At 54.5% G+C, this 26,345-nt stretch carries 21 protein-coding genes and 1 pseudogene; 16 read left to right on the forward strand and 6 right to left on the reverse strand.

Going from position 1 to position 26,345, the window contains the following annotated elements:
• The first annotated feature begins 13 nt into the window (after positions 1 to 13).
• Both QQM41_RS15740 and QQM41_RS12770 read left to right on the forward strand, forming a co-directional pair.
• Positions 14 to 1,028 (forward strand): annotated as a pseudogene (locus tag QQM41_RS15740) (ABC transporter substrate-binding protein).
• Positions 1,025 to 2,395 (forward strand): amidohydrolase family protein, encoded by a 1,371-nt coding sequence (locus QQM41_RS12770; RefSeq protein ID WP_339077368.1) that lies wholly within the window; start codon positions 1,025 to 1,027, stop codon positions 2,393 to 2,395. The pseudogene QQM41_RS15740 and the gene QQM41_RS12770 overlap by 4 nt, the downstream one beginning before the upstream one ends.
• 31 nt (positions 2,396 to 2,426) lie before the next feature.
• On the opposite strand, the gene QQM41_RS12775 is transcribed toward QQM41_RS12770, so the two are convergent.
• Both QQM41_RS12775 and QQM41_RS12780 read right to left on the reverse strand, forming a co-directional pair.
• A complete protein-coding gene (locus QQM41_RS12775; RefSeq protein ID WP_339077369.1) occupies positions 2,427 to 3,302 on the reverse strand; it encodes a PhzF family phenazine biosynthesis protein in 876 nt (291 codons plus the stop codon).
• 16 nt (positions 3,303 to 3,318) lie between these two features.
• Positions 3,319 to 4,233, reverse strand: coding sequence for a 2-dehydropantoate 2-reductase (locus tag QQM41_RS12780; protein WP_339077370.1), 915 nt, complete (start codon positions 4,231 to 4,233; stop codon positions 3,319 to 3,321).
• A gap of 218 nt (positions 4,234 to 4,451) precedes the next feature.
• Here QQM41_RS12780 and QQM41_RS12785 point away from each other — a divergent pair, with 218 nt between their 5' ends.
• Positions 4,452 to 5,756: an aromatic amino acid transport family protein gene (locus tag QQM41_RS12785; protein WP_339078126.1), complete on the forward strand. Its 1,305-nt coding sequence runs from the start codon at positions 4,452 to 4,454 to the stop codon at positions 5,754 to 5,756.
• A gap of 60 nt (positions 5,757 to 5,816) precedes the next feature.
• Here the strand turns inward: QQM41_RS12785 and QQM41_RS12790 are convergent, their stop codons facing one another.
• Positions 5,817 to 6,158 (reverse strand): zinc ribbon domain-containing protein YjdM, encoded by a 342-nt coding sequence (locus QQM41_RS12790; RefSeq protein WP_050819785.1) that lies wholly within the window; start codon positions 6,156 to 6,158, stop codon positions 5,817 to 5,819.
• A 214-nt stretch (positions 6,159 to 6,372) separates the two neighbouring features.
• On the opposite strand from QQM41_RS12790, the gene QQM41_RS12795 reads away from it, so the two are divergent.
• Positions 6,373 to 7,488, forward strand: a complete 1,116-nt coding sequence (locus QQM41_RS12795; protein WP_339077371.1) for an S-(hydroxymethyl)glutathione dehydrogenase/class III alcohol dehydrogenase — start codon at positions 6,373 to 6,375, stop codon at positions 7,486 to 7,488.
• Positions 7,489 to 7,503: 15 nt separating this feature from the next.
• Here the strand turns inward: QQM41_RS12795 and treF are convergent, their stop codons facing one another.
• From treF to QQM41_RS12810, 3 genes are all read right to left on the reverse strand, one after another.
• The gene (gene treF / locus QQM41_RS12800; RefSeq protein WP_339077372.1) at positions 7,504 to 9,555 is read right to left on the reverse strand and encodes an alpha,alpha-trehalase TreF; all 2,052 of its coding nucleotides are present in this window, start codon (positions 9,553 to 9,555) and stop codon (positions 7,504 to 7,506) included.
• A 65-nt stretch (positions 9,556 to 9,620) separates the two neighbouring features.
• The gene (locus QQM41_RS12805; RefSeq protein WP_339077373.1) at positions 9,621 to 11,432 is read right to left on the reverse strand and encodes an ATP-binding cassette domain-containing protein; all 1,812 of its coding nucleotides are present in this window, start codon (positions 11,430 to 11,432) and stop codon (positions 9,621 to 9,623) included.
• A gap of 49 nt (positions 11,433 to 11,481) precedes the next feature.
• On the reverse strand, positions 11,482 to 12,231 hold the full coding sequence (locus QQM41_RS12810) for a response regulator (RefSeq protein WP_339077374.1): 750 nt from the start codon (positions 12,229 to 12,231) through the stop codon (positions 11,482 to 11,484).
• A gap of 187 nt (positions 12,232 to 12,418) precedes the next feature.
• On the opposite strand from QQM41_RS12810, the gene QQM41_RS12815 reads away from it, so the two are divergent.
• From QQM41_RS12815 to glpK, 12 genes are all read left to right on the forward strand, one after another.
• Positions 12,419 to 12,865 carry a sigma-70 family RNA polymerase sigma factor gene (locus tag QQM41_RS12815; protein WP_230844649.1) on the forward strand — a complete coding sequence of 149 codons (447 nt, stop codon included), beginning with the start codon at positions 12,419 to 12,421 and terminating at the stop codon, positions 12,863 to 12,865.
• Between the two features lie 106 nt (positions 12,866 to 12,971).
• Positions 12,972 to 13,565 carry a sigma-70 family RNA polymerase sigma factor gene (locus QQM41_RS12820; RefSeq protein WP_339077375.1) on the forward strand — a complete coding sequence of 198 codons (594 nt, stop codon included), beginning with the start codon at positions 12,972 to 12,974 and terminating at the stop codon, positions 13,563 to 13,565.
• 74 nt (positions 13,566 to 13,639) lie between these two features.
• On the forward strand, positions 13,640 to 13,852 hold the full coding sequence (locus tag QQM41_RS12825) for a NepR family anti-sigma factor (RefSeq protein ID WP_050820404.1): 213 nt from the start codon (positions 13,640 to 13,642) through the stop codon (positions 13,850 to 13,852).
• A gap of 101 nt (positions 13,853 to 13,953) precedes the next feature.
• Complete coding sequence (locus tag QQM41_RS12830; protein ID WP_339078127.1) at positions 13,954 to 15,636, forward strand: sensor histidine kinase; 1,683 nt, start codon at positions 13,954 to 13,956, stop codon at positions 15,634 to 15,636.
• Between the two features lie 92 nt (positions 15,637 to 15,728).
• Positions 15,729 to 17,450: a thiol reductant ABC exporter subunit CydD gene (gene cydD / locus QQM41_RS12835; protein ID WP_339077376.1), complete on the forward strand. Its 1,722-nt coding sequence runs from the start codon at positions 15,729 to 15,731 to the stop codon at positions 17,448 to 17,450.
• A 2-nt stretch (positions 17,451 to 17,452) separates the two neighbouring features.
• On the forward strand, positions 17,453 to 19,147 hold the full coding sequence (cydC, locus tag QQM41_RS12840) for a thiol reductant ABC exporter subunit CydC (protein ID WP_339077377.1): 1,695 nt from the start codon (positions 17,453 to 17,455) through the stop codon (positions 19,145 to 19,147).
• A 78-nt stretch (positions 19,148 to 19,225) separates the two neighbouring features.
• Positions 19,226 to 19,603: an OmpA family protein gene (locus tag QQM41_RS12845; protein WP_050819776.1), complete on the forward strand. Its 378-nt coding sequence runs from the start codon at positions 19,226 to 19,228 to the stop codon at positions 19,601 to 19,603.
• A gap of 4 nt (positions 19,604 to 19,607) precedes the next feature.
• Positions 19,608 to 21,488, forward strand: coding sequence for a DNA helicase RecQ (gene recQ / locus QQM41_RS12850; RefSeq protein WP_339077378.1), 1,881 nt, complete (start codon positions 19,608 to 19,610; stop codon positions 21,486 to 21,488).
• Complete coding sequence (locus tag QQM41_RS12855; RefSeq protein ID WP_050819774.1) at positions 21,485 to 22,255, forward strand: DeoR/GlpR family DNA-binding transcription regulator; 771 nt, start codon at positions 21,485 to 21,487, stop codon at positions 22,253 to 22,255. The genes recQ and QQM41_RS12855 overlap by 4 nt, the downstream gene beginning before the upstream one ends.
• A gap of 140 nt (positions 22,256 to 22,395) precedes the next feature.
• Complete coding sequence (gene glpD, locus QQM41_RS12860) at positions 22,396 to 23,916, forward strand: glycerol-3-phosphate dehydrogenase (protein WP_128105302.1); 1,521 nt, start codon at positions 22,396 to 22,398, stop codon at positions 23,914 to 23,916.
• 45 nt (positions 23,917 to 23,961) lie between these two features.
• The gene (locus QQM41_RS12865; protein ID WP_012812917.1) at positions 23,962 to 24,792 is read left to right on the forward strand and encodes an MIP/aquaporin family protein; all 831 of its coding nucleotides are present in this window, start codon (positions 23,962 to 23,964) and stop codon (positions 24,790 to 24,792) included.
• A 27-nt stretch (positions 24,793 to 24,819) separates the two neighbouring features.
• Entirely contained in the window at positions 24,820 to 26,319 is a 1,500-nt protein-coding gene (gene glpK, locus QQM41_RS12870) for a glycerol kinase GlpK (RefSeq protein WP_339077379.1), read from the forward strand.
• The last annotated feature ends 26 nt before the right edge of the window (positions 26,320 to 26,345 follow it).

Genomic DNA, 26,345 nt, shown 5'->3' on the forward strand with positions numbered 1-26,345 from the left:
AAATAAACAGATCATGCCAGTGCAGGAATTCGGGATGTCTCTTACACGTCGAACATTGCTTTCAGCTGCTGCGGCATCGTCTGTTGCGGCATTTACGTCGTTTAAACGTGCACAGGCCGCAACGCCGGTCAGGCTGCTGCTATCATGGTTTGCGCAGGCAGAAGTAGGCGGGTTTTATCAGGCTCTGGCTAAAGGATTTTACGCGCAGGAAGGGCTGGATGTACACATAGATATGGGCGGCCCGCAGGTAAACACCATGCAGATACTGGCGGCTGGCCGCGCAGATTTTGTAACGGGTTATGATTTTCAAACCCTGCGCGGCATACAGGGCGGCATGCCGTTACTTACTGTCATGTCCTCTTTCCAGCATGATCTGCAAGGGTTGATGACGCACGATAACATTACAGATCTGGCCCAGTTACGTAATCATCCCATTCTTATTTCCAGCCCGGCCCACGCATCCTATTGGGGGGTGGTTGTGCAAGAAGTTTGGTTATAGCCCAGCGCAGGCAAAACCCTATACCTTTAACCTGCAACCATTTTTTCTAGACCCGGAAATGGCGGTGCAAGCCTATGCCTCCTCGGAACCCTACGAGGCCCAGCAGCGCAATGTGCCTGTAAAGTTTTTTCCATTTGCAGATCTAGGCTATCCACCATACGGCACACCAGTGCTGACCACCCATGAATTTGCAGACAAAAATGATGCCACCACGCAAGCCTTCGTGCATGCATCTCTATTAGGGTGGCAGGATTACATGCGTGATCCAGAGCCCGGCAATGCCCTGATACGCAAAGCCAACCCACGCATGACAGAAGGCCAGATTATGTTTGGCCATAGTGCCATGGCCAAAGCCAACGTGGTGGAAGGCGGAGATACAAAAACATTAGGCCTAGGCTGCATGACAGAAGCCCGCTGGCAGGCAACGTATCAATTCATGGTGGATAATGATCTGCTGGATAAAACCGTAAACTGGCAATCCGCCTTTACAACCAAATTTACAGACCGTGCCAAGGTGATGCCCGCATGAATGATCTGGTTATTCGCAATGCATCCGGCATTCTTACTGGCCTGAAAGGTCCGCAGGAACGGCGCACGGGAGATATCCGCATACGGGCAGGGCGTATTGTCAGCATTGGGCATGTTCCCGAGCAAGCGGGCGATACCGTACTGGATGCAAAAGGTGGCGTGATTACGCCCGGCTTGGTTTCTACCCACCACCATCTTTTTCAGAGCATGTTGAAGGGTATTCCTACCGCCATTAACGCGCCGCTTGAAAAATGGCTGCGTTTGGTGCCCAACACATATTGGCGCTATTTGGATGAAGACACACTGCAAACGGCCGCCCAGGTTGGTATGGTGGAGCTTCTTCTCTCCGGCTGCACAACGGTAGTGGATCATCACTATCTATTCGCCCGCAGCTATCAGTATGATCCTGCCGCTGTGCTGTTTGAAACAGCAGAAAAGCTGGGCATGCGGCTGGTTCTAGCCCGCGGCGGTACCACACGAACCCGTAAGTTTGATACGGATGAAATTGTTCCAGCCCCCACAGAAACGCTGGATGAAATGCTCAAGCGGGTGAGTGATCTGGTCAGCCGGTACCATGATCCGGCGCCAGATAGTAGCAGACGCATTGCCATAGCACCCAACACCCCCACATGGGGCGTAACGCCGGATGAACTGCGCGCCCTTGCTGAAGGCACACGTAGCATGGGCATTGGCCTGCACACGCATCTTTCAGAAACAGAAAATTACGTAAAATACTGCAATGAGGTGTACGGCATGCGCCCCGTTCAGTTTGTAGGCGAGCATGGCTGGCTGGGGCCCGATGTCTGGTTTGCCCATTTGGTGCACCTTGATGCCAGTGAAATAGCACTTCTGGCCCAAACCCAAACAGGCATGGCCCATTGCCCGCAAAGCAACGGGCGGCTGGGTTCTGGCATTGCACCAGCACCGGCGTTGGAACAGGCAGGTGGGCGTGTTTCTCTGGCAGTTGATGGTGCGGCCTCAAACGAGGCCTGCGATATGGGCGCAGAAATGCACACTGCATGGCTTTTGCACTGCTTTGTGCATGGCGCGGGTGCTATTCGTTGTGAAGATGTTGTGCGTTGGAGTTCGCACGAAGGCGCGCGTATTCTGGGGCTACCAGATATAGGAACCGTAGCGGAAGGTATGGTGGCGGATCTGGTTGTGCATGATATCAACCATCCACGTCACGCTGGGTTGGCAGATCCGCTGATTGCTCCTGTAGCCTCTGGTGCTGCCTGCGTTCGCCACGTGCTCAAAGCGGGTAAGCCTGTTGTGTATGATGGCGTGGTAAAAGGTGTTGATATGCCAGAACTCATGCAGCATTCGCGCCAGGTTGTAAAACGTCTGGCGCAAGCTGTATCTGCGTAAAATAAGGAAAGCGTTTTAAAAACTGCGATTGTTAGGTTTTTAAAACGCCATCCACTGCCGTTACACATTGGCCGCCAATGGTTATTTGCCCATCATCTGCGTGAATATGCACTGCAATGCGACCAGACCGCCCAAGGCAATGCCCTTGTGTTGCCGTATAATCGCTACGCCCTTTGGGAAGAAGGCCAAGTGTCTGGCGGAATACGGCTACACTGGCATTTCCGCTGCCACAAACAGGATCTTCCTGCACGCCTTGGGAGCAGGCAAAAGAGCGCACTTCTATTTGTGCATTATCTGTTGCATGTGGCCCAAAAACTGTAATGCCGGTGGCACCAAGGCTGTGCTCAAACGCCGCAGAGCGCCCGAAATCCGGGCGCAGAGCCAGCACTTTAGATGCGCTGGAAAGCTGCGCAACAATCCACACAACCCCCATATCCACAATCATGGGGGTAATTTTACGCTCAACTGTTGCGCCCAGAATGCCCTCTAGCCGTTCAATCTGGGCAGAGTTTAATGGGGTAAGCTTTGCTGGCGGCACGGAAAAAGAGAGCGTTCTGTTTGCGCCATCTCCCTCCACAGCCAGTTCTACAAGCCCAACGCCACATTCCTGCACCAGCACACCATTGCGAGGCACAGCGCGCCCAGCTTCCAGTGCGGCATGCGCGCTGCCAAGGGTGGGGTGCCCGGCAAATGGGAGTTCATGCTTGGGGGTAAAGATGCGCAACCGATAATCGGCTTGCGGGTTTGTAGGAGGCAGCAGAAATGTAGTTTCAGACAGATTTGTCCAACTTGCAATAGCCTGCATGGTTTTGGTATCCAGCCCATCCGCATCCAGCACAACAGCTACCGGGTTACCCAGCAAAGGTGTTTTTGTAAAAACATCTACAACTTTGTACGCACGTTTCATGATGCTGTTATGCCTTTCAGGAATCTGCGGGGTGGATAGAAGATAACAGAGATAAAATCAGATGGTTCAGTGGAACATCAATTCCATGTTTTTCTGCCGCTTTTACAATGTAACCGGTTAAAGCTTTATATTCCAACTCTCGTCCGGCCAGCCGATCCTGCAACATGGATGTGATACTCTCTGCCGGTATGGTTTGCAGCCATAACAGAATATCCTCTACATGCTGTGCAGTCAGTTTTGCACCTTCGGCTTGCCCAACCTTTACGGCTTCGGCCATAATCTGCCGGGCTGTCGCCTGAATGGCAGGATCTCGCATGACCCCTGTGCGGCGGCCAGTCAGCGTGGTTATAGGATTGGCTGTAATATTTGCCAGCAATTTCAACCACAACGCAGTCGTGATATCTGCTGTTATCCGAACCCGCATATTTCCTGTTTGCAGAACGTCCGCAAAATATTGTGCAGCCGCACCTTCTGGCACACATAAATCCTGCGTTCCAATGCGCTTTAACGTGATCTTGCCAGGGGCTGAACGTTGCGCGTTAAAGTAAACAATAGCCGGCAGAATGTGGGCCTGTGGCGCATAGTCTGCCACGCGCTCTTTCTGCCCAAGCCCGTTTTGTGCAACCAGAATAGTAGCGCTGGCCCGATTAAATGCGCGCAACCAAGCGGATACATCTTGGGTTTGATGAGACTTCACTGCCAGAATAGCGGCATCGCAAAGGCCAATATCTGCCGGTGTGACTGCATGTCGGATAGGGTATGTATGCGTGTTTGCCCCTTCGGTTTCTTCAATTTGAGAAAACCGCACCCGCGCTCCACACACCACAACCTGCCATCCGGCCCGAACAAAAGCGGCCGCCAGGCAAAGCCCAACGGCTCCAGCCCCAATAAGGGCAATAGTCTTGGGGGGTGAAACAGGCTGTGTGTGCATTTTTATCAAAACAATACAATCAGAGGTGAGAAGGCAAAAACGCCCCATACCATACCTCATACCCAAACGAAGCGTATCTGCCACAAACCGCTTTAACTTGGGATACATTTAACTATTTTTATTCGTTAAATTATCGGATCACATCATTTTTGTTGTTTTATGAGTTCTCTCAATCTACTCGTTCTATAAATGAGATCACCTAGATGACGGAAACCTTTATGCAGCCTCCAGATACGCGCGCATCAAACGCCGGAGCCGATGCGCTTTCCCCACAGCAATGGAAAGAAGCTACACGGTTTGATGGCACTGATATCGGCTGGATTGTCATGAGCATTGGCATGGCCATTGGTGCGGGCATTGTGTTTTTGCCCGTGCAGGTGGGGCTGATGGGCGTGTGGGTTTTTCTGCTATCAGCCGTGGTTGGATACCCAGGCATGTATCTGTTTCAGCGGCTGTTTATCAACACCTTGGCTTCTGCGCGCGTAAGCCAGACCTACCCGGATATGATCTCCAGCTATCTGGGGCGGGGTTGGGGCACTTTGCTGGGTGCGCTATATTTTGTCATGCTGGTTATATGGATGTTTGTATATGCCACCGCCATTACGCGCGATAGCGCATCTTACCTGCACAGCTTTGGCATAACACAGCATCTACTTTCCAATTATGCGTGGTACCCGCTGATTCTACTCACCGTTCTGGTAGCTTTGGCATCTCGCGGGGAAAAGCTGCTGTTCCGCATGTCTTCCTTTATGGTCATCACCAAACTGCTGATTGTGGCGGCCATGGGTGTTTTCATGATCCCGCGCTGGAACACCGCTAATCTTGGTGCATTACCGCCTGTGGGCACGTTGATAACAAAAGCGGTTATCACGCTGCCTTTTACACTTACGTCCATTCTGTTTATTCAAACCCTCAGCCCTATGGTTATTTCTTACCGGGCGCGGGAAAAATCTCCAGAAGTGGCGCGTTACAAGGCCTTGCGGGCCATGAATATTGCTTTTGCAATCCTGTTTGTAACGGTCTTTTTCTACGCAATTTCCTTTACTCTGGCCATGAAGCCGAGTGATGCCATTGCTGCCTACCAGCAAAATATCTCTGCCTTGGCCATTATCGCACAGGTGTTTCCGGCAAGTTCCATTAGCCTGATTGGCGTTATCCTAAATCTTTTTGCCGTTATGACAGCATTTTTTGGGGTGTACCTTGGCTTTAGGGAAGCCAGTGTAGGTATTTTCAGTTCCATGCTTGGGCATTGGGTTAAACCCGGACATCTGCACCGCAACTGGGTTCAATACGGCGTTATGGGGTTTGCCATTCTGCTCTCATGGGGGGCTGTGGTTGCCAATTTGCCGGTATTGTCTTTTACAACCTTCAGCAGCCCGATTTTTGGTATTATTGGCTGCCTGCTACCCGTTTGGCTGGTAATAAAAACACCTGATCTAAGCAAATATCGTAAACCCAGCCTGATATTTATTACCCTGATAGGCATTCTGCTGTGCATTTCACCCTTTTTGGCGTGGATGTAAAAAACACAGCCTAACAAACCAGAGGGCACATGTTTGAAAATGCGCCCTCTGTGTAAATAATCAGGATTTTTTCACAAATTCTGATTTCAGGTTCATCGCGCCAAAGCCAGCAATTTTACAGGCAATGTTGTGGCCATCGCTCGCATCCACCAGCCGAATGTTCTTTACCTTGGTGCCGCCTTTAACAGCCTGAGAAGACCCTTTGATTTTCAGGTCTTTCAAAACCGTTACCGTATCACCATCAGCAAGCTGGTTTCCGTTGGCATCCAGCACAACAGATGAATCTTCCGCTCCGGCAGTATCCGCTTGGGTTTCTTCATTCCATTCATGGGCACATTCCGGGCAAACCCACAAATTTCCATCATGATAGGGATACTCGGAACCACAAGAAGGGCACTTCATTTTTTCATCCTTTAATTTCTCCGTCTGAAATCCTGATCCTGAAGGGCAGGGCAGAAGGTGTTTTTGATAAATACCATTTATGATGGAGAACGCGAAATACCACGATGTTTATGTTTGAGGGAAATTGTGATGCCTTAAGCCCGAACTCTCAATATCAACAGGCAAGAGGATATGGCAGATTACTGCCAGCCTTGAGGAACAGGAGAAGGTTTTCATGAAATCACGCGCCGCAGTTGCATTCAAACCGGGCCAGCCTCTGGAAATTGTTGAAATTGACGTAGCCCCCCCACAGGCGGGGGAAGTTCTGGTTAAAATCCTGAACACTGGCGTTTGCCATACAGATGCCTTCACTCTTTCTGGCCAAGATCCGGAAGGGCTTTTTCCCGTTGTGCTGGGGCATGAAGGCGCAGGCATTGTAATGGAAGTGGGCGAAGGCGTTACCAGCGTAAAGCCGGGAGACCACGTTATTCCGCTATACACAGCAGAATGCGGTAAGTGTGAGTTCTGCACCTCTGGCAAAACCAACCTGTGCATTGCTGTACGCGCCACACAGGGCAAGGGCGTAATGCCCGATGGCACCAGCCGTTTTTCCTACAAAGGCCAGCCGCTTTACCACTACATGGGGTGTTCCACCTTTAGTGAATACACAGTGGTTGCTGAGGTTTCCTTGGCCAAGATCAACCCCAAATCCAACCCCGAACATGTTTGCCTGCTGGGCTGTGGGGTCACCACTGGCATTGGGGCCGTACACAACACGGCCAAGGTGCAGGAAGGAGATTCCGTAGCTGTTTTTGGCTTGGGCGGTATCGGTCTGGCCGTTATTCAGGGCGCCCGCCAAGCCAAGGCCGGGCGCATTTTTGCCATTGATACCAACCCGGACAAGTTTGAGCTGGCCAAGGCTTTTGGGGCCACAGATTTTATCAACCCGAAGGATTACGAAGCCCCCATTCAGCAGGTCATTATTGAAATGACAGGTTGGGGCGTGGACCACAGCTTTGAATGTATCGGCAATGTGGAAGTTATGCGCGCGGCTTTGGAATGCGCACACCGTGGCTGGGGCCAATCTGTTGTTATTGGCGTGGCTGGCGCGGGGCAGGAAATCTCCACTCGTCCGTTCCAGTTGGTAACGGGGCGCACATGGAAAGGCACTGCGTTTGGTGGCGTTAAGGGCCGCACTCAGCTGCCCGGCATGGTGGAAGATGCCATGGTAGGCAAAATTGAGCTGGCCCCATTTGTAACCCACACCATGCCACTGGAAGATATCAACACAGCATTTGATTTGATGCACGAAGGCAAATCTATTCGGAGTGTTATCCACTACACTCCGTAACACATTGGCCTGTGCTTACTGATTGTCTGATTTTTCTGGCTGATCAGTATGCTGGGCCGGCTTATCTGATGATGGCGCACTGTGCGGGGCTTCCTGCGCAGGCGCATCGTCATCATCACCATCATCATCCTTGTTGAATTGCTCCATATTGAGGGATGATAACGGCACACCGCGCAAAGGAGAGCGCTCTTCCACCGGAATTTCCGGGCCTTTGGCATCCCACGCATCAATCGGGGGTAGGGGCTGCTGAGAAGGCTGATCCGCCAGCGGGTTGTTATCCAACACCTGCCGCGTATTTTGCGGGTAGCGGTTCATAAAGCCCACCAAGGTGCCGTTCGTCCAACCAAAGCCAATCTGCATGGGGTATTCCCCACCACCTTTACCGCCTGTTGGGCTGATTTCGGTGGCAGAAACATCGTATTTTTCCAGCAACACACCGCTGCGTTCAAAGGTGCCAATCACGCGGGCCATCCAGCGGCGTGCAATATCAGCCGCAAATTCATGATGCCCGTATTGTTCCAACCCTTTAACGGCCATCCATTCCAACGGCGCCCAGCCATTGGGGGCATCCCACTGTTGGCCTGTTGGGTGCTCGGTTGCTGTTAGGCCGCCCACATGCAGCAAGCGCGTTTTAAGCGTTTCGGCCACCGCATCAGCCTGGTTTACACTGGCCTGATGCAGGAACAGTGGCATGGACGTAGCAATGGAAAGAATGTCCGTCTGCCGCCCGGTGCGCCAGTTATAATCAAAATAGGCACCCTGTTTTTCGTTCCATAAAAACCGGTTGATGCCAGAGCGCAAAATTTCTGCCTGCTGCGCGTAGTAGGCCGCCTTATCTTCCTGACCATTCAGCGCGTAAGCATGAGAGAGTGTCTGATCCAGATGTACCATCAGACAGTTCAGCTCAATGGTCAGCAACGATGTGGTCTGGATTGTTGTGAGCGTTTTGCCATCAGCCAGCCAACGGGATGAAAAATCCCACCCGCTTTCTGCCGCAGCACGCAAATCACGCCAGACTTCGCCTGACGGGCGGCTTGTTTCCTGCGCTGTGGCCATATCCTGCGGCCAGCTTTCATCACGTGGGGCACTGCGAGTATCCCAATGGCGGAACATCAGGGTGCCATCTGGCAGGCGCACCACATGGTGGCGTGCCATACCCGGCGGCAGATTGGCGGCACCTAATGTCCAGTAATCATATTCCTTCTGCAATTCTGGCAGGAAGGAGGTATAGGCAATTTGCCCATCGTGGCTGGCTAGCAAATCCAGCATGAGGGAAAAGAATGGTAGGCCAGAACGGCTGAGGTAATAGGTGCGGTTGCCGTTGGGCATATGCCCATACGTATTGATAAGCGATGCAATATCGCGCACCATATCACGCATGAGGTTCACATGATCATCCTCATACAGGCCGATCATGGTGAAGTAGCTGTCCCAGTAATAAATTTCAGCAAACCGTCCGCCCGGAACAATATATTTATAGGGCAGAGGCAGCAGGGTAGACCATGACATGGCCACGTCCGGGTCCCGCGTAAGCACATCCCACATGCCAGAAATATAATCACGCACGCTTTCATCGGGCTTGCGCGTATAGGCGGCAGAGCGCAGGGCAGGGATGGTAAAATGGTCTGTTACAAAGTCTTTGAGGTTAAAGCCCGGCTTGTCTTTTTCCTGCTTCCAGAGTGCCACCAGATCTGTAGGTGAGCGATCGGGCACAATGTCTGAAACCACTTTGGGGTCTGTAAACATGCGTGTTTGATGGATGGCCGCAAAAAGCCCATCAAACGCAATGGATGGCGGGCGGATATCCTGTTCCACCATTGCTGGCGCTTCAGTCTTGCTTTTGGCCATAACTTCTGGCGCTTTCGGCCCCTCCGGCTTTGGGGCTTCTGGCTGCACGCTCCCCGGCGGTAAAGGCGCCAGACTGAGCAATGGTTGCGCGCCTTCAGCATCTGCAGCGGCAGGCGTATCCTGCGCATACGCCATTGGCGCTGCGGTTAGGAGGGCAAGAAGCGCCACACTGCATACAGGAAGAGTGCGCTTATAAAGAGAACCAGTAAAACAGGGCATACCAAAACATAGGCACTGCCGCTGCCTGCCTGCAAGTCGAAGATGGTTGAAAAATGCGCCAGCCCTTAGTCTGCCTGCAGGGCCTCGCGCTTCATTTCCAGTTCCAGCCAGCGTTCTTCAGATTCAGCCAGCTTGGCTTCCACCTTTTGCAAATCGGCCGAAATCTTTTCAAACTGCGCCGGATTTTTTCCATACAGGTCTGGGTCAGCCAGTTTTTTACGCAGGGTTGTGGCCTGCGCTTCCAGCTTTTCCATTTCCTTGGGCAGATTATCCAGCGCGAACTGGTCCTTATAACTCAGCTTTTTGGCTGGGCCGCGTGCTGGTGCGGCCTCTTTGCTGGGTTTGGCAGGTTCATTTTCCACCACGGCGGCAGTTGTAAGAGGCTTCTGGTGCCGTTGGGCCAGCATATCACTGTAACCACCGGCATATTCTATCCAGTTGCCATCTCCCTCCGTTGCCAGAACAGATGTGGCAACCCGGTCCAGAAAATCACGATCATGGCTTACAAGCAGCACTGTGCCTTCATAACTGGCTAACATATCCTGCAAGATATCCAGTGTTTCCAGGTCCAGATCGTTCGTCGGTTCGTCCAGCACCAGTAGGTTGGAGGGTTTGGCCAAGGCACAGGCCAGCATCAAACGCCCGCGCTCCCCGCCAGAAAGAGCGCTTACCGGGGTACGCGCCTGTTCGGGCCGAAAGAGAAAGTCTTTCATATACCCAATAACATGGCGCTTTTCCGTGCCAACCTGCACCATATCACCGCCACCTTCGGTAAGGGTATCAGCCAAGGTGCGTTCTGGGTTCAGGCTCCGGCGCTGCTGGTCCAGCGTAACCATGTTGAGGGAAGGGCCAAGAGAGATGGTGCCACTATCGGGTTGGTCCAGCCCTGTGAGCATACGCAGCAATGTGGTTTTGCCTGCACCGTTGGCACCAACAATACCCAGCCTGTCTCCACGCAAGATGCGCAAGTCCAGATGGCGGACCACCTGTTTTTCACCCCACGCCTTGCTGATATCTTCGGCCACAGCCACCAGCTTGCTGGATGTTGCGGCAGCCTGCGTGTTCAGGGTGAGGGTGCCAGGTGCCCGAATGGCCTCCTTACGGGCTGTACGCAAATCTGCCAGTTCCCGCACGCGGCGGACATTGCGTTTACGGCGTGCCGTAACACCATAACGCATCCAGTCTTCTTCGCGCGCAATCTGCCGGTCCAGCTTGTGCGCATCGCGCTCTTCCTGTTCCAGAACCTCCTCACGCCAGGCTTCAAACCGTCCAAAACCTTCATCAAGCCTGCGGGTGATGCCCCGATCCAGCCACACAACAGACCGTGAAAGAGTGGAAAGCAGGCGTCTATCATGGCTGATAATAACCATGGCGCAGCCAAGGCTCAGCAGTTCGCGCTCCAGCCATTCAATGGTCGGCATGTCCAGATGGTTGGTGGGTTCATCCAGCAGCAGCACATCAGGGGCGGCCGCCAGCACCCCGGCAATGGCGCAGCGCCGGCCTTCACCACCAGAAAGGTTTTGCGTGTTTTCCTTGCCTGTCAGCCCTAGCGCATCCAGCAATGGCGCGGCGCGCCATGCCATGTCCGGGTCTGCAATCTGATCCACCACGTAATCTGCCGTTGTGGCATAGGCGGTTAAATCCGGCTCCTGCGGCAGATAGCGCAGAGAGGCTCCGGGCTGCACAAAAACAGAACCTGAATCTGGCTGAATAACGCCAGCCGCAATTTTAAGGAGAGTGGACTTACCCGAACCGTTTCTGCCTACAAGGCACAAGCGCTCACCCCGCCCAACGGCAAAGCCCGCGCCATCCAGAAGTGGGTTCCCCCCCAGTGTAAGAGTGATGTCCTGAAGGTGGAGTAAAGGAGGATGCGCCATGCTTAGAAAAGATAATCCGAGTTATGAAAGAGCAATGAAGGCCCGTTAGTTACACGGCCTGTGTGCGTGCGCTGCTAACGGCCTGATAGGTGGCTACGGCAAGGGTGAGAGGGTCAAACGGCTTGGTAATTACAAAACTGGGCTCCATGGTTTCCCCAGTCAGCAAACGTTCAGGATACGCGGTTACATAAATAACCGGCACATTGAAGGAGGAGGTAATTTCTGCCACCGCCTGTATGCCATCTCCGCCCGGCCCAAGGTTAATATCTGCCAGAATAAGCCCCGGCTTGGTTTCCTTGGCCAGTTTTACCGCATCGGCCTGTGTATGGGCTATGCCTGCAACCTGATGCCCACATTGCAGCACAAGCTGTTCGATATCCATGGCGATAATGGGTTCATCCTCAATAATCAGCACGGATGTCTGCACATTCTTGTGTAAGCGGCCCTGTGCGTCTTCTAGTTCCTGCTCCGCCTGCTTGGTGGATACGCCTGTAATCCGCGCGGCCATTTCAACCGGCACTTCTTCCAGCGTGATCAGCAGCAAAAGCTGGCGCTGTGTTACAGAAAGCCCTGCAACATCATATTCCGCAGCAAACCCTTTACGAGAAAATAGCCCTGAAATTGCCTCATAGAGCTGATAGAGGGATGTAAAGCCTTCCTTCAGCCGTTGCGCAGAAAGGCCGCGCAGGCTTTCGGCCACCAGCAGATCACCTTCTGGTTGGCTGCCTGTCAGCGCGCGCGCATAACGTCTGCCATAAGGGAGGGCCCGGATCAGGCCGTCACGCAGCGACTCTGACATGGCAAGTCTCCTTCATAATGGGTCATGACAAAAACATGCGAGAACGCGATGATGCACGCGCACCGGCTTTCCGGAAAGGGGATTTATCCTGACTCGCACTCCACATTCCACCCATGTTGCCACGCGGCGCACGTTTCGCACAGAACTTCTTGCAATTATCCCTGCATTACGTGGGTTTGCACGCTTTCTGGCGCGTGATTCCGCCATTGCCGATGATCTGGTGCAAGATACAATTGTGCGTGCTCTGGACAAGGCAGATGGCTTTACACCCGGCACAAACCTGCGGGCATGGTGCTTTGCCATTTTGCGCAATCTTTTTTTAGAGCAGCACCGCCGCGGGCGCAGGGAGCGCATTGCGCTGGAAGATTACGGCCACCAGCCTGCATCCACCTCCGAATCGTCTCCGCATACGCAAACCGAAATGCAGGAGCTTGAAAGCCTGTTGTGGCAGATATCTCCGCTCTTGCGTGAGGCTCTGGTGCTTGTTGGCGCGCAGGAGCTGACATACGCAGAAGCCGCAGAAATATGCGAGGTGGAAGTGGGCACCATGAAGGCGCGCGTTTCACGCGCACGCGCCGCGCTCAAGAAGGTCATGGCCACACAGGATAAACAAAACGACCCGGAAGGCTCGTAAATCTGGCGCTCTCGTTTTCGTGAACACTCGCTTGTTTTTGAATGTAACCTTTTCACTCCGCCGAACATTGAAGGGGTAAGAGATCCACAAGGCGGAGAACACAAAAATGACAGCCTCTTTCCATGATCAGGTTATCGCTATCCTCCCCAAACTGCGTGTGCAGGCATTGGCGCTCACCCGCAATCGTTCTGTAGCCGAAGATCTTGTGCAGGATACTGTGTGCAATGCTCTGGCAGCGCAGGAAAGCTTTGTTATGGGCACCAATTTTGCTGCATGGATGCACCGTATTCTGCGTAACCGTTTTATCTCTGATCTTCGCAAAAAGCGTGAGGTCGGGAACATTGATGATACCCCTCAGTCCCTGCTGTCTGTAAGCGGACGGCATGAAGACAGATTGGCCCTGAAAGAACTGGATGCAGCACTTGCACGGCTGCCAGACGACCAGCGGGAAGCTTTGGTCTTGGGAGTTCTGGAAGGGATGAGCTATCAGGAACTGGCAGACATTGCCGGATGCGCTGTGGGTACAGCAAAAAGCCGGGTTTTTCGGGCACGTCGGCAGCTGGAAGTCTGGCTGATGGGAGAAGAGGACATTGGTGTTTCTGACAAAACAGGTTCAGAATCCACCACCAGAACATCTTCTACGCGACGGAAAACCCGCACGGCCCGCAACACAACGCGTAACGCACAGCAGACGGCATAAATGCAATGGCGTACGATACTGATGTCAGGGATCCAAAGCCCGCAGAGTCGTGCAAACACAGCACCCAACAGGTCATGCCCGAATGGATGGTATGGCAGAAACCGGAGTTCAGGATGGGAAAAAGGAAAGACGATACCCAATCCCGAAAGCCGAAAAAAAAGCGGGATAAAGCTTTTGACCTCTGGCTGAAGCGTGGCCTGCACCAGATGTTTGATAACGTTGTGAATGAACCCGTGCCTGAAGAATTGCTTAAGCTGATTCAGGAAGATCGAGAAAAACAGGATTAAGCACTTTGCATATCAGTGGGCGAGGGGAAGGCCCTGCAAGCCGGGTAGCGGCCTCCCTTCTGTCTGGTTTAGGGCGTATTTTCAGCACCACAAGCGCACGGATGCGGCTGCTGATCTGCCTTTCAGCCGTTCCTGTTATTGCCATTGGCGCTGTGCTGGCTCTGCATAATTATCGCGAAGTTACTCTGGGCAGCGCGCAACGTGCTGGCAACGCCATTATGCGGCTGGACCTGCAATTCCGCCACGATACAGACAGATTACGTAGCGCCCTTGAAACCATAGGCCATATGGATCTGACACCGGATCAGATTGTACATGCCCTCCGGCTTATGGAAACCATTAGTGGGCAGCGTTACTGCTTTCTTTCCGTGCTGGATGATGAAGGAAAACCCATTCAATCCGTTTCCCCCCAAGGGCGGGGATGTGCGGAGGTAGGGGCTCTTTCCATGCCAACAGATGTACATTCCACATTGCTTGAGGCCGTGCAGACCAGTGGCGGACCGGGGGAAGGTGGCGCTTTTTTGCGCATTACCGTGCCAGCAGGTTTTTTAGCCCTCCCTGAAGCACATGGCTATCTGATGGGCATTCTCCAGATATCCCGGCAAAGGGCGTATCTGGGCAGCGCCTCCGGTTGGCAGGTTTTTGCAGAAGATGACAACCCCATACAGGCGCGGCTGCTCATGCATAATGGGCAGTTGTTGCCTGTATGTTCGGATTGCGGGTGGCAATCTCCACCACCTTCCATCGTGCATGAACTCAAGAATGCGCTGGAAAACAGTGAGCGCAGTATTATCACGCTCCCCACCGGGTTGGGGGGCTATGCTCTCGGGGCTATTGCTGGTGGAGCAGATATTCTGGTTTCCACCCAGCGCACATCCATGGAATCTGATGCCCTGCATACCATGATCCTGCAAATTGTAGGGCTGGTGCTGCTACTGGTCATCGGCCTGGTTGCCGTTACGTTAGCGGCCAATATTGTGTTGATAGGCCCTTTGCGTCGCCTCACATATTCCGTGCAGAAATGGCAAATGGAAGGGATTTTTGATGCACGCATCACCCGCTCCATGCCACTTGAACTCCAGCGCCTTGGGCAGGCTTTTACCCGTGCCACACGCCGCCTTTCTCGCCATGAAGCACGGCTTAAAAAGGCAATGGCGCATCAGCAACTGCTGATGAAGGAAGTGCACCACCGCGTTAAGAACAATCTCCAGATTGTGGCCTCCTTGCTCAACCTGCAGGCCAACCAGATTGAACACCCGGAGGTGCGGGCAGAATTTGCCCTCGCGCGTGATAGAATTCGTGCACTGGCAACACTGCATCGGACACTCTACGCAGAAGATGCCCTGAACAGCCTGAACATGTCTGTTTTTCTCAAAGAGCTTTGTGAGCAGACACTCCACATTGCCGGAGAATCAGAATCTGGGCGCATGACGCTGGATGTGGTTTCAGACAGTTTCTGGATGGACCCGGATCAGGCTGTGCCTCTCGCCCTGATTGTTACGGAGATTATCACCAACTCCATTAAATATGCTTTCCCCGATGGGCAGAAAGGCACGATTTTTGTGCGTCTGCACCGCAGCCATGGCCAACTTACCATGCAGGTTGGAGATAACGGCGTAGGGTGCGTATGGGAAGAACCGCCAATACATCAAGGTATTGGCCTTAAACTCATTCACGCATTTGCGCGCCAGCTTAAGGCAACACTTACGTATAAGGGGGAAGGCGGCGTGCAATATACGTTGGTCATGCGCCTGCCAGAAAACCCACCAGAGACCAAAAAATAAGGCAAAAAATACACGCTATGCCCAGATTGCAGCAGGGGTGGGCTTTCTAAACTGTTTGCGTCTTGCGCCTGTCGGTATAAACGCCTTGTGTTATGAGCAACGAGAAAGCAGCAATCCGCAACTGGACACGGACACAATCGCGTCTGGGGCGTCAGGCAGCGCGATCAGTGGTTGGAGCCGGGCTGCTCTCCAGTCTTGTCGGTATAGGGCAAGTCTGGTGTGTGGCCGTTGTGCTGGGGCATGCCCTGGTAAACTGGAAAATGGCAGAAGCCGCAGGCCCCATGCCTGTATGGCCTTTTCTGGCCTTTCCTGTTCTGGCCATTCTACGCGCTTTGGTTATGGTTCAGGCCGATACAGGTGCCGCACGTGCAGGCATTGCCGCGCGCCGCCGGTTACGTGGTGAGGTTTTGGCCTCTGTTCTTACTGGTGGGCCTGCGCTATTGCGCCGCGTGCATAGCGGTGTACTGGCTTCCACCATTGTAGACCGTGTGGAAGCGCTAGACGGCTTTTTTGGCCGCTGGATTCCTGCTTCTATTCTGTGGATTGCAGCACCTGTTGCCATTCTTATCCCCATAGCCTTTGTGCAGCCTCATGCAGCTCTGGTTCTAGGTCTGTGCGGTATCGCCGTACCTTTTGGGCAGGCACTGTTCGGTATTGGGGCGGCTGTGGCTTCCCGCAATCAGTTTCTGGCCATGACACGCCTGCAGGCGCGTTTTCTGGACCGGGTTAAAGGCATTGCCACCATTGTGCTGGCAGGCCGGGCAGAAGATGAAACCCGCAAGCTGGGCGATGCCGCAGAAGAACTGCGCCAGCGCACCATGAAAGTGCTGCGGGTTGCGTTTCTGTCTTCCGCCTCTATCGACTGCGCCATGGTTGTTGCTTTGATTGCCATTGCCATTATGGATGGCAGGCAGGCTCTGGCCTTACAGGCGGAGGGGAGTGCTCCGGCATTGGTGCATGCCGTTACAGCGGGGCTGTTTGTTCTGCTGGCTGTGCCCGAGTTTTTTGCGCCTCTGCGTGGTTTGGCTCTTGCTTATCAAGACAGGGCACACGCCCAAGGGGCCGCAACGGCTGTTCTGGAACTGCCTGAAGCTCAGGATCGCCCTGCGCCGGAGGGTGCACGCACCGTCAACGCCAATGGCGTGATGGTTTCCTTTGATGACGTCAGCTTTTCGTGGGACCCGGCACGTGGTCTGGCGCTAGACCATGTCAGCTTTACCGTGCCTGCAGGTGAAACCCTGATACTGGCAGGGGCTTCAGGCTCCGGCAAATCCACTATCATGGAATTGCTGCTGGGCTTTATTCAGCCCGATACAGGGCGCGTTCTGTTTAACGGTGCACCACTGGATAGCATTGTGCCAGACGCACTGGCACGCATGGTTTCTTGGATTGGGCAAAAGCCCGTTCTGTTTGCCGGCACCCTGCGCGAGAACATTCTGTTTGCAAAACCTGATGCCAGCGATGCCGAACTTCAGGCCGCACTAAAATCTGCTGCGGTTGACCAGTTTTTGCCCAGCCTGCCCGAAGGGCTGGAAACCCGGATTGGGGAAGGTGGGTTTGGTCTTTCCGGCGGGCAGGCCCAGCGTATTGCCATTGCCCGCGCTTACCTGAAAAATGCCCCGGTGGTGCTGCTGGATGAACCCACAGCGCATCTGGACCCGGCAACAGAAAAAAGCGTGTTTGAAAGCCTGCAACGCTTGGCCGTAGGCCGCACCGTTATTCTGGCCACCCATTCTGCCGCCGTGCACATGTTTAAAGGCCGCCGCATAGATCTGGCCGGTGGCCGCGTTATCAGCCGACAGGGAGCAGCCTGAGCATGACCTCTCTCCCTAACCCACGCCCCACAGGGGAACTGACAGACTGGCAAGCCATCCGCACCGTTTTTGCGCTTTGGCGCAAACAGGGCGTGCGCCTTGCGGGTGGTATTGTTCTGGCTCTGCTGGCCTTGGCTTTTGGGCTGGCCCTGATGCAAACTTCCGGTCTGCGTTTGGCCGGTTGCGTTATGGGCGAAATTGTTATTGCCACAGCCGCCTTGCGCTGGATTGGTGCAGGCCGCGTGATCCTGCGTTATGCAGAACGCCTGTTCGCGCATGATGCCATGTTCCGCGCGCTGGCTGATTTGCGCGTATGGTTTTTCCGCTCCCTCGCACAGGGTGCTGCTGCCGGGCTGGGCTTCCGCCGGGCGGGGGATATGCTTTCCCGCCTTGTTTCAGACATTGGCACGCTAGATGGGCTGTACCTGCGCATTGTCATGCCGCTTATCTGCGCCTGTGTAACATTTCCCGCTTTGGTCATTATTGCGGGCCATGCCAGTGTGCTGCTGGGCTTTATGGTGGGGCTGCTGTTTGCCTGCTCTGCTTTTGTAGTGCCGTGGATGATTGCACGTTCCAGCCGCGCATCTGCCAGCCAGATTGTGCATCATCTGGCCCATTTGCGCATTACGGTTCTGGATCTGGTAGGGGGCCTGCGTGAAATACGCGCCTTTGGTGCAGAAGGCCGTATGCTGGCGCGTGTGCAGGCGGCAGATGCCGCACTTCTGCAAGATCAGCTGCGTCTGGCACGGCGGGCTGCCCTTGCCAATGCCATGGCTTTTCTGGCCGGGCAGATTGCCGTGTTTGCTGTGCTGCTGAGCATTGGCGGCCTATTTGCAGAACACATCCCCGCGCTTGAAGGTGTGGGCATTCTGTTCCTGACCGTTGCTGCTTTTGAAAGTGCCGCAGCACTCACCCGCGCCGGGTTACAGGCTGGCGCAATGGGGTCCGCAGCACGTCGCGTGGTAGAAGTGGCTGAACAGCCATCTGCCATCAGCATTCCGGCATCTGAGCAAACAGATGCACCGCTAGACACACATATTCATGTAGAAGGCGTAAAATTCCGCTGGGCTGCAAATCGCCCATGGGTGTTTGATGGCCTTACGCTGGATATTCCCGCAGGTACGCGCGTGGCTATTTTGGGGCCATCTGGCGTGGGTAAATCCAGCCTGGCGGCTCTACTCCTCAAAGCGGCTACGCCAGAAGCAGGCACCATTACGCTGGGCGGGGAAGATATTTCGCGCATTAAGGCAGACTCTCTGCGCCAGCGTATCGCATGGCTTTCTCAGGCCACCCATCTGTTTGATGATACCATCCGCGCCAACCTGCTATTGGGCCGCCCGGACGCCACGGAAGAAGACCTGTGGCGGGCGTTGGAAGAAGCCGCCATTGCAGATGTTGTTCGCAACCTGCCAGAAGGGCTGGACACATGGCTGGGTGAAGGTGGGGTACGGCTATCTGGCGGGCAGGGGCGGCGTATTGCGCTGGCCCGTACATTGCTTACACAAGCACCCATCATGATTCTGGATGAACCGGCAACCGGGTTGGATGCCCAGACCGAGCAAGACTTCCTGCGCACACTCAACACCGTTACAGAAGGGCGCACAGTTATCCTTATTGCCCACCGCCTGACTGGTGTGGAAAAGCTGGACCGTATCTGGCGGCTTTCTGCCGGAATTGCCAAAGCTGCCGTTGCGTAAGCAAATCTATGTTGACGTAATGGCCCCGGCAGGGCACCAGTTAGGAAATAATTACATATCTTGATTAGGACATTTTATATGCGCCGCTTGCTTCCTGTTGCTGGTCTCTGCCTTTTGGCTGCCTGTGCTGGCAATGCACCACGCAAATACGTGGTTTTCTTTTCCGCTCGGTCAACAGAGCTGGATGACAATGCTCGCAATGTCCTGTTGCAGGTGGCGGACGAATCCAGAAAGCATCCTTCCCGCATTGTAAAAGTGGAAGGTTATGCACACGCAGGACATGATCTTTCCGCCGATGCTCTTCTGGCCATTCAGCGCGCCAAGGCTGTTGCCCAGCAGCTGAGCGAAGATGGCGTGGCGGGTGATCATATCGTCCAGACCCCACGCGCACCTTCCAGCAGCGAAGGCATGCAGGTTGGCTCCCGCCGCGTGGAGATTGAACTGGCCAACCCCTGATAGAATGACAGAAACCGGCTCCATATCCACGCCCTCTCAGTTTTCACATAGCAGGCTGGAACGGGACCGGTTTGCTGGCAAACCGCCGCAGGAAGTCCTGCAGGCGGTTTTTGGCTTTCCGGGTTTTCGCAGCCTTCAGGCGCAAGCCGTTGAATGCGTTATGGAAGGCAGAGATACACTGGTGCTTATGCCAACCGGCGGCGGCAAAAGTGTCTGTTACCAAATACCCGCCCTGTGCCGGGAAGGCATGGGGCTGGTTATTTCCCCCCTTATTGCTTTGATGGATGATCAGGTTGCGGGCCTGCGCCAGCTTGGCATTAACGCGGCGGCTCTCCACTCTGAACTGGAAGGGGATGAAGCCGCCAAAATCCGTTCAGATCTGGCAAACGGGCGGATAGACCTACTGTATATTTCCCCAGAGCGGCTGCTTTCATCCGGCACGCTGGACCGGCTGGTGCGCATGCCGCTTTCGGTTATTGCTATTGATGAAGCCCATTGTATTTCGGCTTGGGGGCATGAGTTCCGGCCAGAATACCGCGCGCTTACAGCATTGCCGCGGCATTTTCCGCATGTACCGCGTATTGCCCTTACTGCCACAGCAGATGAACGTACGCGCGAAGATATTCTGGCGGCGCTGGATATGCCGCATGCCGAAGTGCTGGTTTCCAGCTTTCATCGGCCTAATCTCAACATTTCCGTCCAGCCCAAAGCATCTGAAACGCGCCAGCTTATTACAGCGCTGGAGCGGCATAAAGATGCTGCCAGTATTGTGTATTGCGGCAGCCGTGCGCGTACGGAGCGCATGGCTGCTTCTCTGCGTGAACGTGGATGGCCAGCGCTGGCGTATCATGCCGGGCTTTCCCCTATAGAAAAACGCGCCGCATTGCTGCGTTTTCGTTCTGGTGAACCCCTTGTTATTGTGGCCACCGTTGCCTTTGGCATGGGCATAGACAGGCCCGACGTACGTGCCGTTGTGCATCTGGATATGCCAGCCTCGCCCGAAGCCTATTACCAGCAAATTGGCCGAGCAGGGCGTGATGGCCTGCCATCAGACACACTCCTGCTTTACGGCGGGGAGGACATGGCCCGTGCCCGTTACTGGCTGGATCAATCTGCCGCACCAGAGAGCGAAAAGCGGATTATGCGCAGCCGGTTGGAAGCCATGATTGCGCTGACTGAAACCACAGGCTGCCGCACCCGCGCCTTACTGCACTGTTTTGGTGAAGAGCTGGCCGAACCCTGTGGCCATTGTGATAACTGCCTGCACCCGGTGCTGACATTTGATGGCACCGAAGCCGCACGCAAGCTGCTTTCTGCCGTGTATCGCACAGGGCAATGCTTTGGCGCGCTACATGTTATCGGTGTATTGCGTGGCAAAACCACAGAAGCCATTACGCGGAATGGGCATGACAAGCTGACCGTATGGGGCATTGGCAAGGATAAAAGCGAGCAATTCTGGCGCGGCGTGGTGCGCCAGCTTATAGCCCGTGGCGCCTTGCGCACAGAAGGCCAGTACGGCGGCCTGATTTTAAACCAGAATGTAGCCCGGCCCATTTTGCGCGGAGAAGAAGAAGTTCACTTACGGGCAGACCCTGTTGTGGAAACAACCAGCCGGTTATCAGACCGTGGCAGCCAAAGCACAGGCATAGCCCTTACAGAAGATAGCAAAGCGCTGTTTGATGCCTTGCGCCAATGGCGCCGGGAAGAAGCGCAGGAGCAGGAGATTCCGCCTTACGTTATCTTCCATGATTCCGTGCTACGCGATATCGCCATGGAAAAACCTTCAGATCTGGATGAACTGGGCGATATCAAAGGGGTAGGGCGCTCCAAGCTGGAACGGTACGGAGAAGCCGTGCTGGAGGTTCTTGAAACAGCGCAGGCATGACACAGGCAGTGCAACAACGTCGGTTTCGTATTCTCAAGCTGGTGCAGCAACATGGCTACGCAACCAGTGAAGATCTGGCGCGTGAGCTCAATGTTACGGTGCAAACCGTGCGGCGAGACGTCAATACCATGGCGGCGCAAGGGCTTTTAGCGCGGCATCATGGCGGGGCCAGTTCCCTTTCACCTTCAGAAAACATTTCCTATTCCGATCGGCAAATCCTGAACCTGCGCGAAAAGGAAGCTATTGGGCGCAATGCCGCACAGGCTATTCCTAATGGGGCTTCGCTTTTCATCAACATCGGCACCACCACAGAAGCCTTTGCCCAGTCTCTCCGCACCCATAAGGCGCTGCGGGTTATTACCAACAATATTCATGTTGCTACACTTCTGGCCCCAGCCCCTGAATGTAGCCTGATTATTACGGGTGGCCATGTGCGCCTGCGTGATGGTGGCATAGTTGGCCCCACAGCCGCCGCCATGATTGAGCAATACCGAGCAGATTTTGGTGTGATCGGCATTAGCGGCATAGATGAAGACGGCACATTGCTGGATTTTGATGCCGATGAAATTAACGCCGCGCAGGCAATCCTACGCAATGCGCGCACTGTTTTTTTATTGGCAGATCATACCAAATTCCGCCGCAGACCCATGGCACGGGTTGGGCATATTACACAGGTTAACGCGTTTTATACCGATCAACCGCCACCTGCGGGCATTCGCGCTCTGCTAAAAGAGCACGATGTAAAGCTGCATATTGCCCAGCCGTGATCGTTCTTTTTCGTAAAGGAAAGCGGAGAAGGCTGTTAAAAACCGCCATCTGGCCATATTGACGCCATTCTTCTTGCGTTTTCTTTTCGAATACGAATAAAAGACAGAAGTTTGCGTTCTGACCGAAACCGGAAGAAACCATGACCACACCTACTGCATCTCCCGCCCGCATTTATGATCTGCTCATTGTTGGAGGAGGGGTAAACGGCGCAGGCATCGCACGAGATGCTGTTGGCCGTGGCGCCTCTGTTCTGCTGGTAGAGCAGGATGACCTTGCCAGCTATACATCATCTTCCAGCACAAAGCTGATCCACGGCGGGCTGCGTTACCTGGAATATTACGAATTCCGCTTGGTGCGCGAAGCGCTGATGGAACGCGAACGCCTGCTGAAAATGGCACCGCATATCATGTGGCCGCTTCGGTTCGTGTTGCCACATTCCAAGCTGGTTCGTCCGGCATGGATGCTCAAGGCTGGCCTGTTCCTTTACGATCACCTTGCGTCCAACATGACACTGCCGAAGTCTCGCGGCATTGATTTCCGCACGCACTCATCCGGCGCGGCGCTGAAGCCCGAATACACCAAAGGCTTTGTGTATTCCGACGGCTGGGTGCAGGACAGCCGCCTTGTGGTGCTGAACGCCATGGATGCCGCCGAACGTGGTGCAGATGTGCGCACACGCACACGCCTGATTGCCGCCAGCCGCGCCAACGGCGTATGGGAAGCCACGCTGGAAGACCGCGCAACCGGCAAAACCACAACCGTACGCGCCAAGGCGCTGGTTAATGCTGCTGGCCCATGGGTTGCACGCCTGCTGGCCGATACGCTGAAGATCCCGAACTCCAAATCGGTTCGGTTGGTCAAGGGTAGCCACATTATTGTGCCGCGCGTGTATGAAGGCCCGCAGGCTTACATCTTCCAGAACCCGGATAAGCGTATTGTGTTCGCCATTCCGTATGAACAGAAGTTCACGCTGATCGGCACCACCGATATTCCGTGGAAGCAGGAACCGGGCAAAGTGGAAATTGCGCCCGATGAAGTGACCTACCTGTGTGAAAGCGTAAACCGCTATCTAAACGTGCAGGTAAAAGAAAGCGATGTGGTGTGGAGCTACGCTGGCCTGCGTCCGCTGTATGATGATGCCTCTGCCAACGCTTCTGCCGTCACGCGTGATTACGTGCTGGATCTGGATACGCAGGATGGTGCGCCGCTGCTTTCCATCTTTGGTGGCAAGATCACCACTTACCGTAAGCTTGCCGAACACGCGCTGGAAAAACTGGCACCTGTTCTGCCCGCAGTAGGCGGCCAGAGCTGGACTGCACAGGAAGTTCTGCCCGGCGGTGACTTGGGTGACGGTGGGTTTGATCAGGCTCTGGCACGCCTGCGCCGCACAGCACCATGGCTGCCGGAAGGTCTTGCATGGCGCCTGATGCGCAATTATGGCAGCCGGACCTACGAAATTATTGGTGAAGCCAATAGCATGCAGGATATGGGTGAAGTGCTGGGCGGTGACCTGACATCGCGTGAAGTGGATTATCTGATTTCTCGTGAATGGGCACGCACGGCAGAAGATGTTCTGTGGCGCCGCAGCAAGCTGGGCCTGCATCTGAACGATGCAGAAAAAGCCAATGTTGAAGCATATGTCGGGAAGAAACTTGCCTGATATCTGAGAACCATAGATACGTCCTTTCCAACAACAAAAATAATAATGAGGAAGGTCATGGAAAAAACAGGAAAAGCCCTGCTTGGGGAAATGATAGCCGAATGTCTGGCTGTTATGATTATTGTGACTATTGGGGATTCAGTGGCAGCAATGTTCTCGCTGTATGATCCCAGCCCCTACAAGCAGGCTTACTGGGGTGTTGCCATTACATGGGGGCTGGCCGTTACGCTGGCCATCTATGTAACTGGCTCTGTATCTGGCACGCATGCCAACCCGGCCGTTACGCTGGCCTTGGCATGCTACCGTGGATTTTCCTGGAAAAAAGTAGTGCCTTACTGGGTGGCACAAATTGGCGGCGGCTTTTTAGGGGCCTCGCTTGTGTATGCCCTCTATGGCTCTGTCATTCAGCATTACGCGCTCGCCAATCATCTGGACTGGGTGAATGATGGCGCGGCTTCTGGCGTTTTCTTTACCCATCCCGGTGATTTTGTAACCCCACTTCATGCCATGATGAATGAGGTTATCCTAACCGCCATTTTGGTGCTGGGTATTTTTGCCATTACCTGTGAATACAATACCGTGGCCCCGCAAGCCAATTCCGGCGCGCTGATTATTGGCCTGCTGGTAGCCATTCTGGGCGCATCTTCCGGCTTTCTGGAAGGGTGGGCGCTTAACCCTGCGCGTGATCTTGGGCCGCGCATTTTCTGTTTTGTTGCAGGATGGGGACGTGCCGCGTTTCCTTCCCCCGGCAATTATTGGTGGATGCCTATTGCTGGCCCCATGGTGGGCGGTTTAGTGGGTGCCACACTTTACCAGACACTTCTCCGCCCATTTATGCCCGCACGGGCCCGGGTGACCACGACGGCGGCCGACTGACCGCAACACGCAGAAGGATACTCCTTAATGAGCAAGCAAGACTGTGTCCTGGCTATTGATCAGGGAACGACATCAACACGCAGCATTGTCTTTGATCGTGATGCGCAGGAACTGGCCGCCGCCAGAGAGGAGTTTGCACAGCATTACCCCAAGGCTGGTTGGGTGGAGCACTGCCCCGAAGATATCTGGAAAGATGTTGTAAGCACCGCGCGCGCAGCACTGGAAAAATCTGGCGCGGCAGACCGGGTGGCAGGCATTGGCATTACCAACCAGCGCGAAACCATTGTGGTGTGGGAACGCGCTACCGGCAAGCCTATCCATCGCGCTATTGTCTGGCAGGACCGGCGTACGGCCAATGTGTGCCAAAAGCTGCGGGATGAAGGTGCAGAAACACTGGTGCGTGAACGCACCGGCCTTTTGATTGACCCGTATTTTTCTGCCACCAAGTTGGCATGGCTGCTGGATAACGTGCATCAGGCCCGCGAGCGTGCAGAAAAGGGTGAGCTGGCTTTTGGCACCATTGATTCCTTCATTCTGTGGCGTCTGACAGGCGGCAAGGTGCACGCAACGGATGTTACCAACGCATCCCGCACCATGCTGTTTGATATCCACCGCCAACAGTGGGATGATGACCTTCTGCGTCTTTTCCGCGTACCTGCGGCACTTCTGCCAGAAGTGAAGGATAGCAGCTGCATTTATGGTGAAACCGTGCCGGAACTGTTCGGTCGGCCTATTCCTATTGCTGGCATTGCAGGGGATCAGCAGGCCGCTGTGGTGGGACAGGCGTGTTTTACACCCGGCATGGCCAAGGCCACTTACGGCACGGGCTGCTTTTTGCTGCTGAATACGGGGGATAAGCCCGTAACATCACGCAACCGCATGCTCACCACCATTGCCTACCGCATCAATGGCAAAACCACCTATGCGCTGGAAGGCTCTATCTTTGTGGCCGGTGCAGCTATCAAATGGCTGCGTGATGGGCTGCATTTGATCACCCATGCCTCTCAAACCGATGATATGGCCACGCGCGTGCCAGACAGCCACGGTGTTTATATGGTCCCGGGCTTTGTAGGCCTTGGCGCCCCGCATTGGGACCCGGACGCACGCGGGCTTATCTGCGGCCTTACGCTGGATTCAAGTGCCGCGCATATTGCCCGCGCAGCTCTGGAATCCGTGGCGTATCAGACGCTCGATCTGGTAACCGCCATGATGCAGGATGGCGGTGGCACCACAGATAGCATTCGCGTAGATGGCGGCATGTCTGCCAATGACTGGTATTGCCAGTTTCTTGCAGACATGCTGCAGGCCAAGGTGGAACGCCCACGCAATGTGGAAACCACCGCTCTGGGCGCAGGCTTTCTGGCAGGCATTGCAACAGGTGTGTGGGATAGTGAGCAGACCGTGGCATCTGAATGGGCACGGGGCGCTCTGTTTGAACCCAAAATGGAAAATGAACAGCGCCGCACCATGATTGCCGGGTGGCATCAGGCTGTTAAGCGCACCCTCAGCACCTATACGGGTGGCTGAAACCACAATTTCTGGCAGGAAGTTCT

Origin of the sequence: Acetobacter sp. AC2005 (assembly GCF_037901235.1) — a bacterium.
Classification (GTDB): domain Bacteria; phylum Pseudomonadota; class Alphaproteobacteria; order Acetobacterales; family Acetobacteraceae; genus Acetobacter; species Acetobacter oryzoeni.

Coding starts and splice junctions, on each gene's coding strand:
- QQM41_RS12805 (WP_339077373.1), bottom strand. CDS start 11,432: ATGGCGCATCCTCCTTTACTCCACCTTCAGGACATCACTCTTACACTG.
- QQM41_RS12790 (WP_050819785.1), bottom strand. CDS start 6,158: ATGAAGTGCCCTTCTTGTGGTTCCGAGTATCCCTATCATGATGGAAAT.
- QQM41_RS12845 (WP_050819776.1), top strand. CDS start 19,226: ATGCGCCGCTTGCTTCCTGTTGCTGGTCTCTGCCTTTTGGCTGCCTGT.
- QQM41_RS12780 (WP_339077370.1), bottom strand. CDS start 4,233: ATGCACACACAGCCTGTTTCACCCCCCAAGACTATTGCCCTTATTGGG.
- QQM41_RS12770 (WP_339077368.1), top strand. CDS start 1,025: ATGAATGATCTGGTTATTCGCAATGCATCCGGCATTCTTACTGGCCTG.
- QQM41_RS12865 (WP_012812917.1), top strand. CDS start 23,962: ATGAGGAAGGTCATGGAAAAAACAGGAAAAGCCCTGCTTGGGGAAATG.
- QQM41_RS12825 (WP_050820404.1), top strand. CDS start 13,640: ATGCCCGAATGGATGGTATGGCAGAAACCGGAGTTCAGGATGGGAAAA.
- cydC (WP_339077377.1), top strand. CDS start 17,453: ATGACCTCTCTCCCTAACCCACGCCCCACAGGGGAACTGACAGACTGG.
- recQ (WP_339077378.1), top strand. CDS start 19,608: ATGACAGAAACCGGCTCCATATCCACGCCCTCTCAGTTTTCACATAGC.
- treF (WP_339077372.1), bottom strand. CDS start 9,555: ATGCCCTGTTTTACTGGTTCTCTTTATAAGCGCACTCTTCCTGTATGC.
- QQM41_RS12855 (WP_050819774.1), top strand. CDS start 21,485: ATGACACAGGCAGTGCAACAACGTCGGTTTCGTATTCTCAAGCTGGTG.
- QQM41_RS12810 (WP_339077374.1), bottom strand. CDS start 12,231: ATGTCAGAGTCGCTGCGTGACGGCCTGATCCGGGCCCTCCCTTATGGC.
- QQM41_RS12795 (WP_339077371.1), top strand. CDS start 6,373: ATGAAATCACGCGCCGCAGTTGCATTCAAACCGGGCCAGCCTCTGGAA.
- QQM41_RS12830 (WP_339078127.1), top strand. CDS start 13,954: ATGCGGCTGCTGATCTGCCTTTCAGCCGTTCCTGTTATTGCCATTGGC.
- glpD (WP_128105302.1), top strand. CDS start 22,396: ATGACCACACCTACTGCATCTCCCGCCCGCATTTATGATCTGCTCATT.
- QQM41_RS12785 (WP_339078126.1), top strand. CDS start 4,452: ATGCAGCCTCCAGATACGCGCGCATCAAACGCCGGAGCCGATGCGCTT.
- QQM41_RS12775 (WP_339077369.1), bottom strand. CDS start 3,302: ATGAAACGTGCGTACAAAGTTGTAGATGTTTTTACAAAAACACCTTTG.
- QQM41_RS12820 (WP_339077375.1), top strand. CDS start 12,972: ATGACAGCCTCTTTCCATGATCAGGTTATCGCTATCCTCCCCAAACTG.
- cydD (WP_339077376.1), top strand. CDS start 15,729: ATGAGCAACGAGAAAGCAGCAATCCGCAACTGGACACGGACACAATCG.
- glpK (WP_339077379.1), top strand. CDS start 24,820: ATGAGCAAGCAAGACTGTGTCCTGGCTATTGATCAGGGAACGACATCA.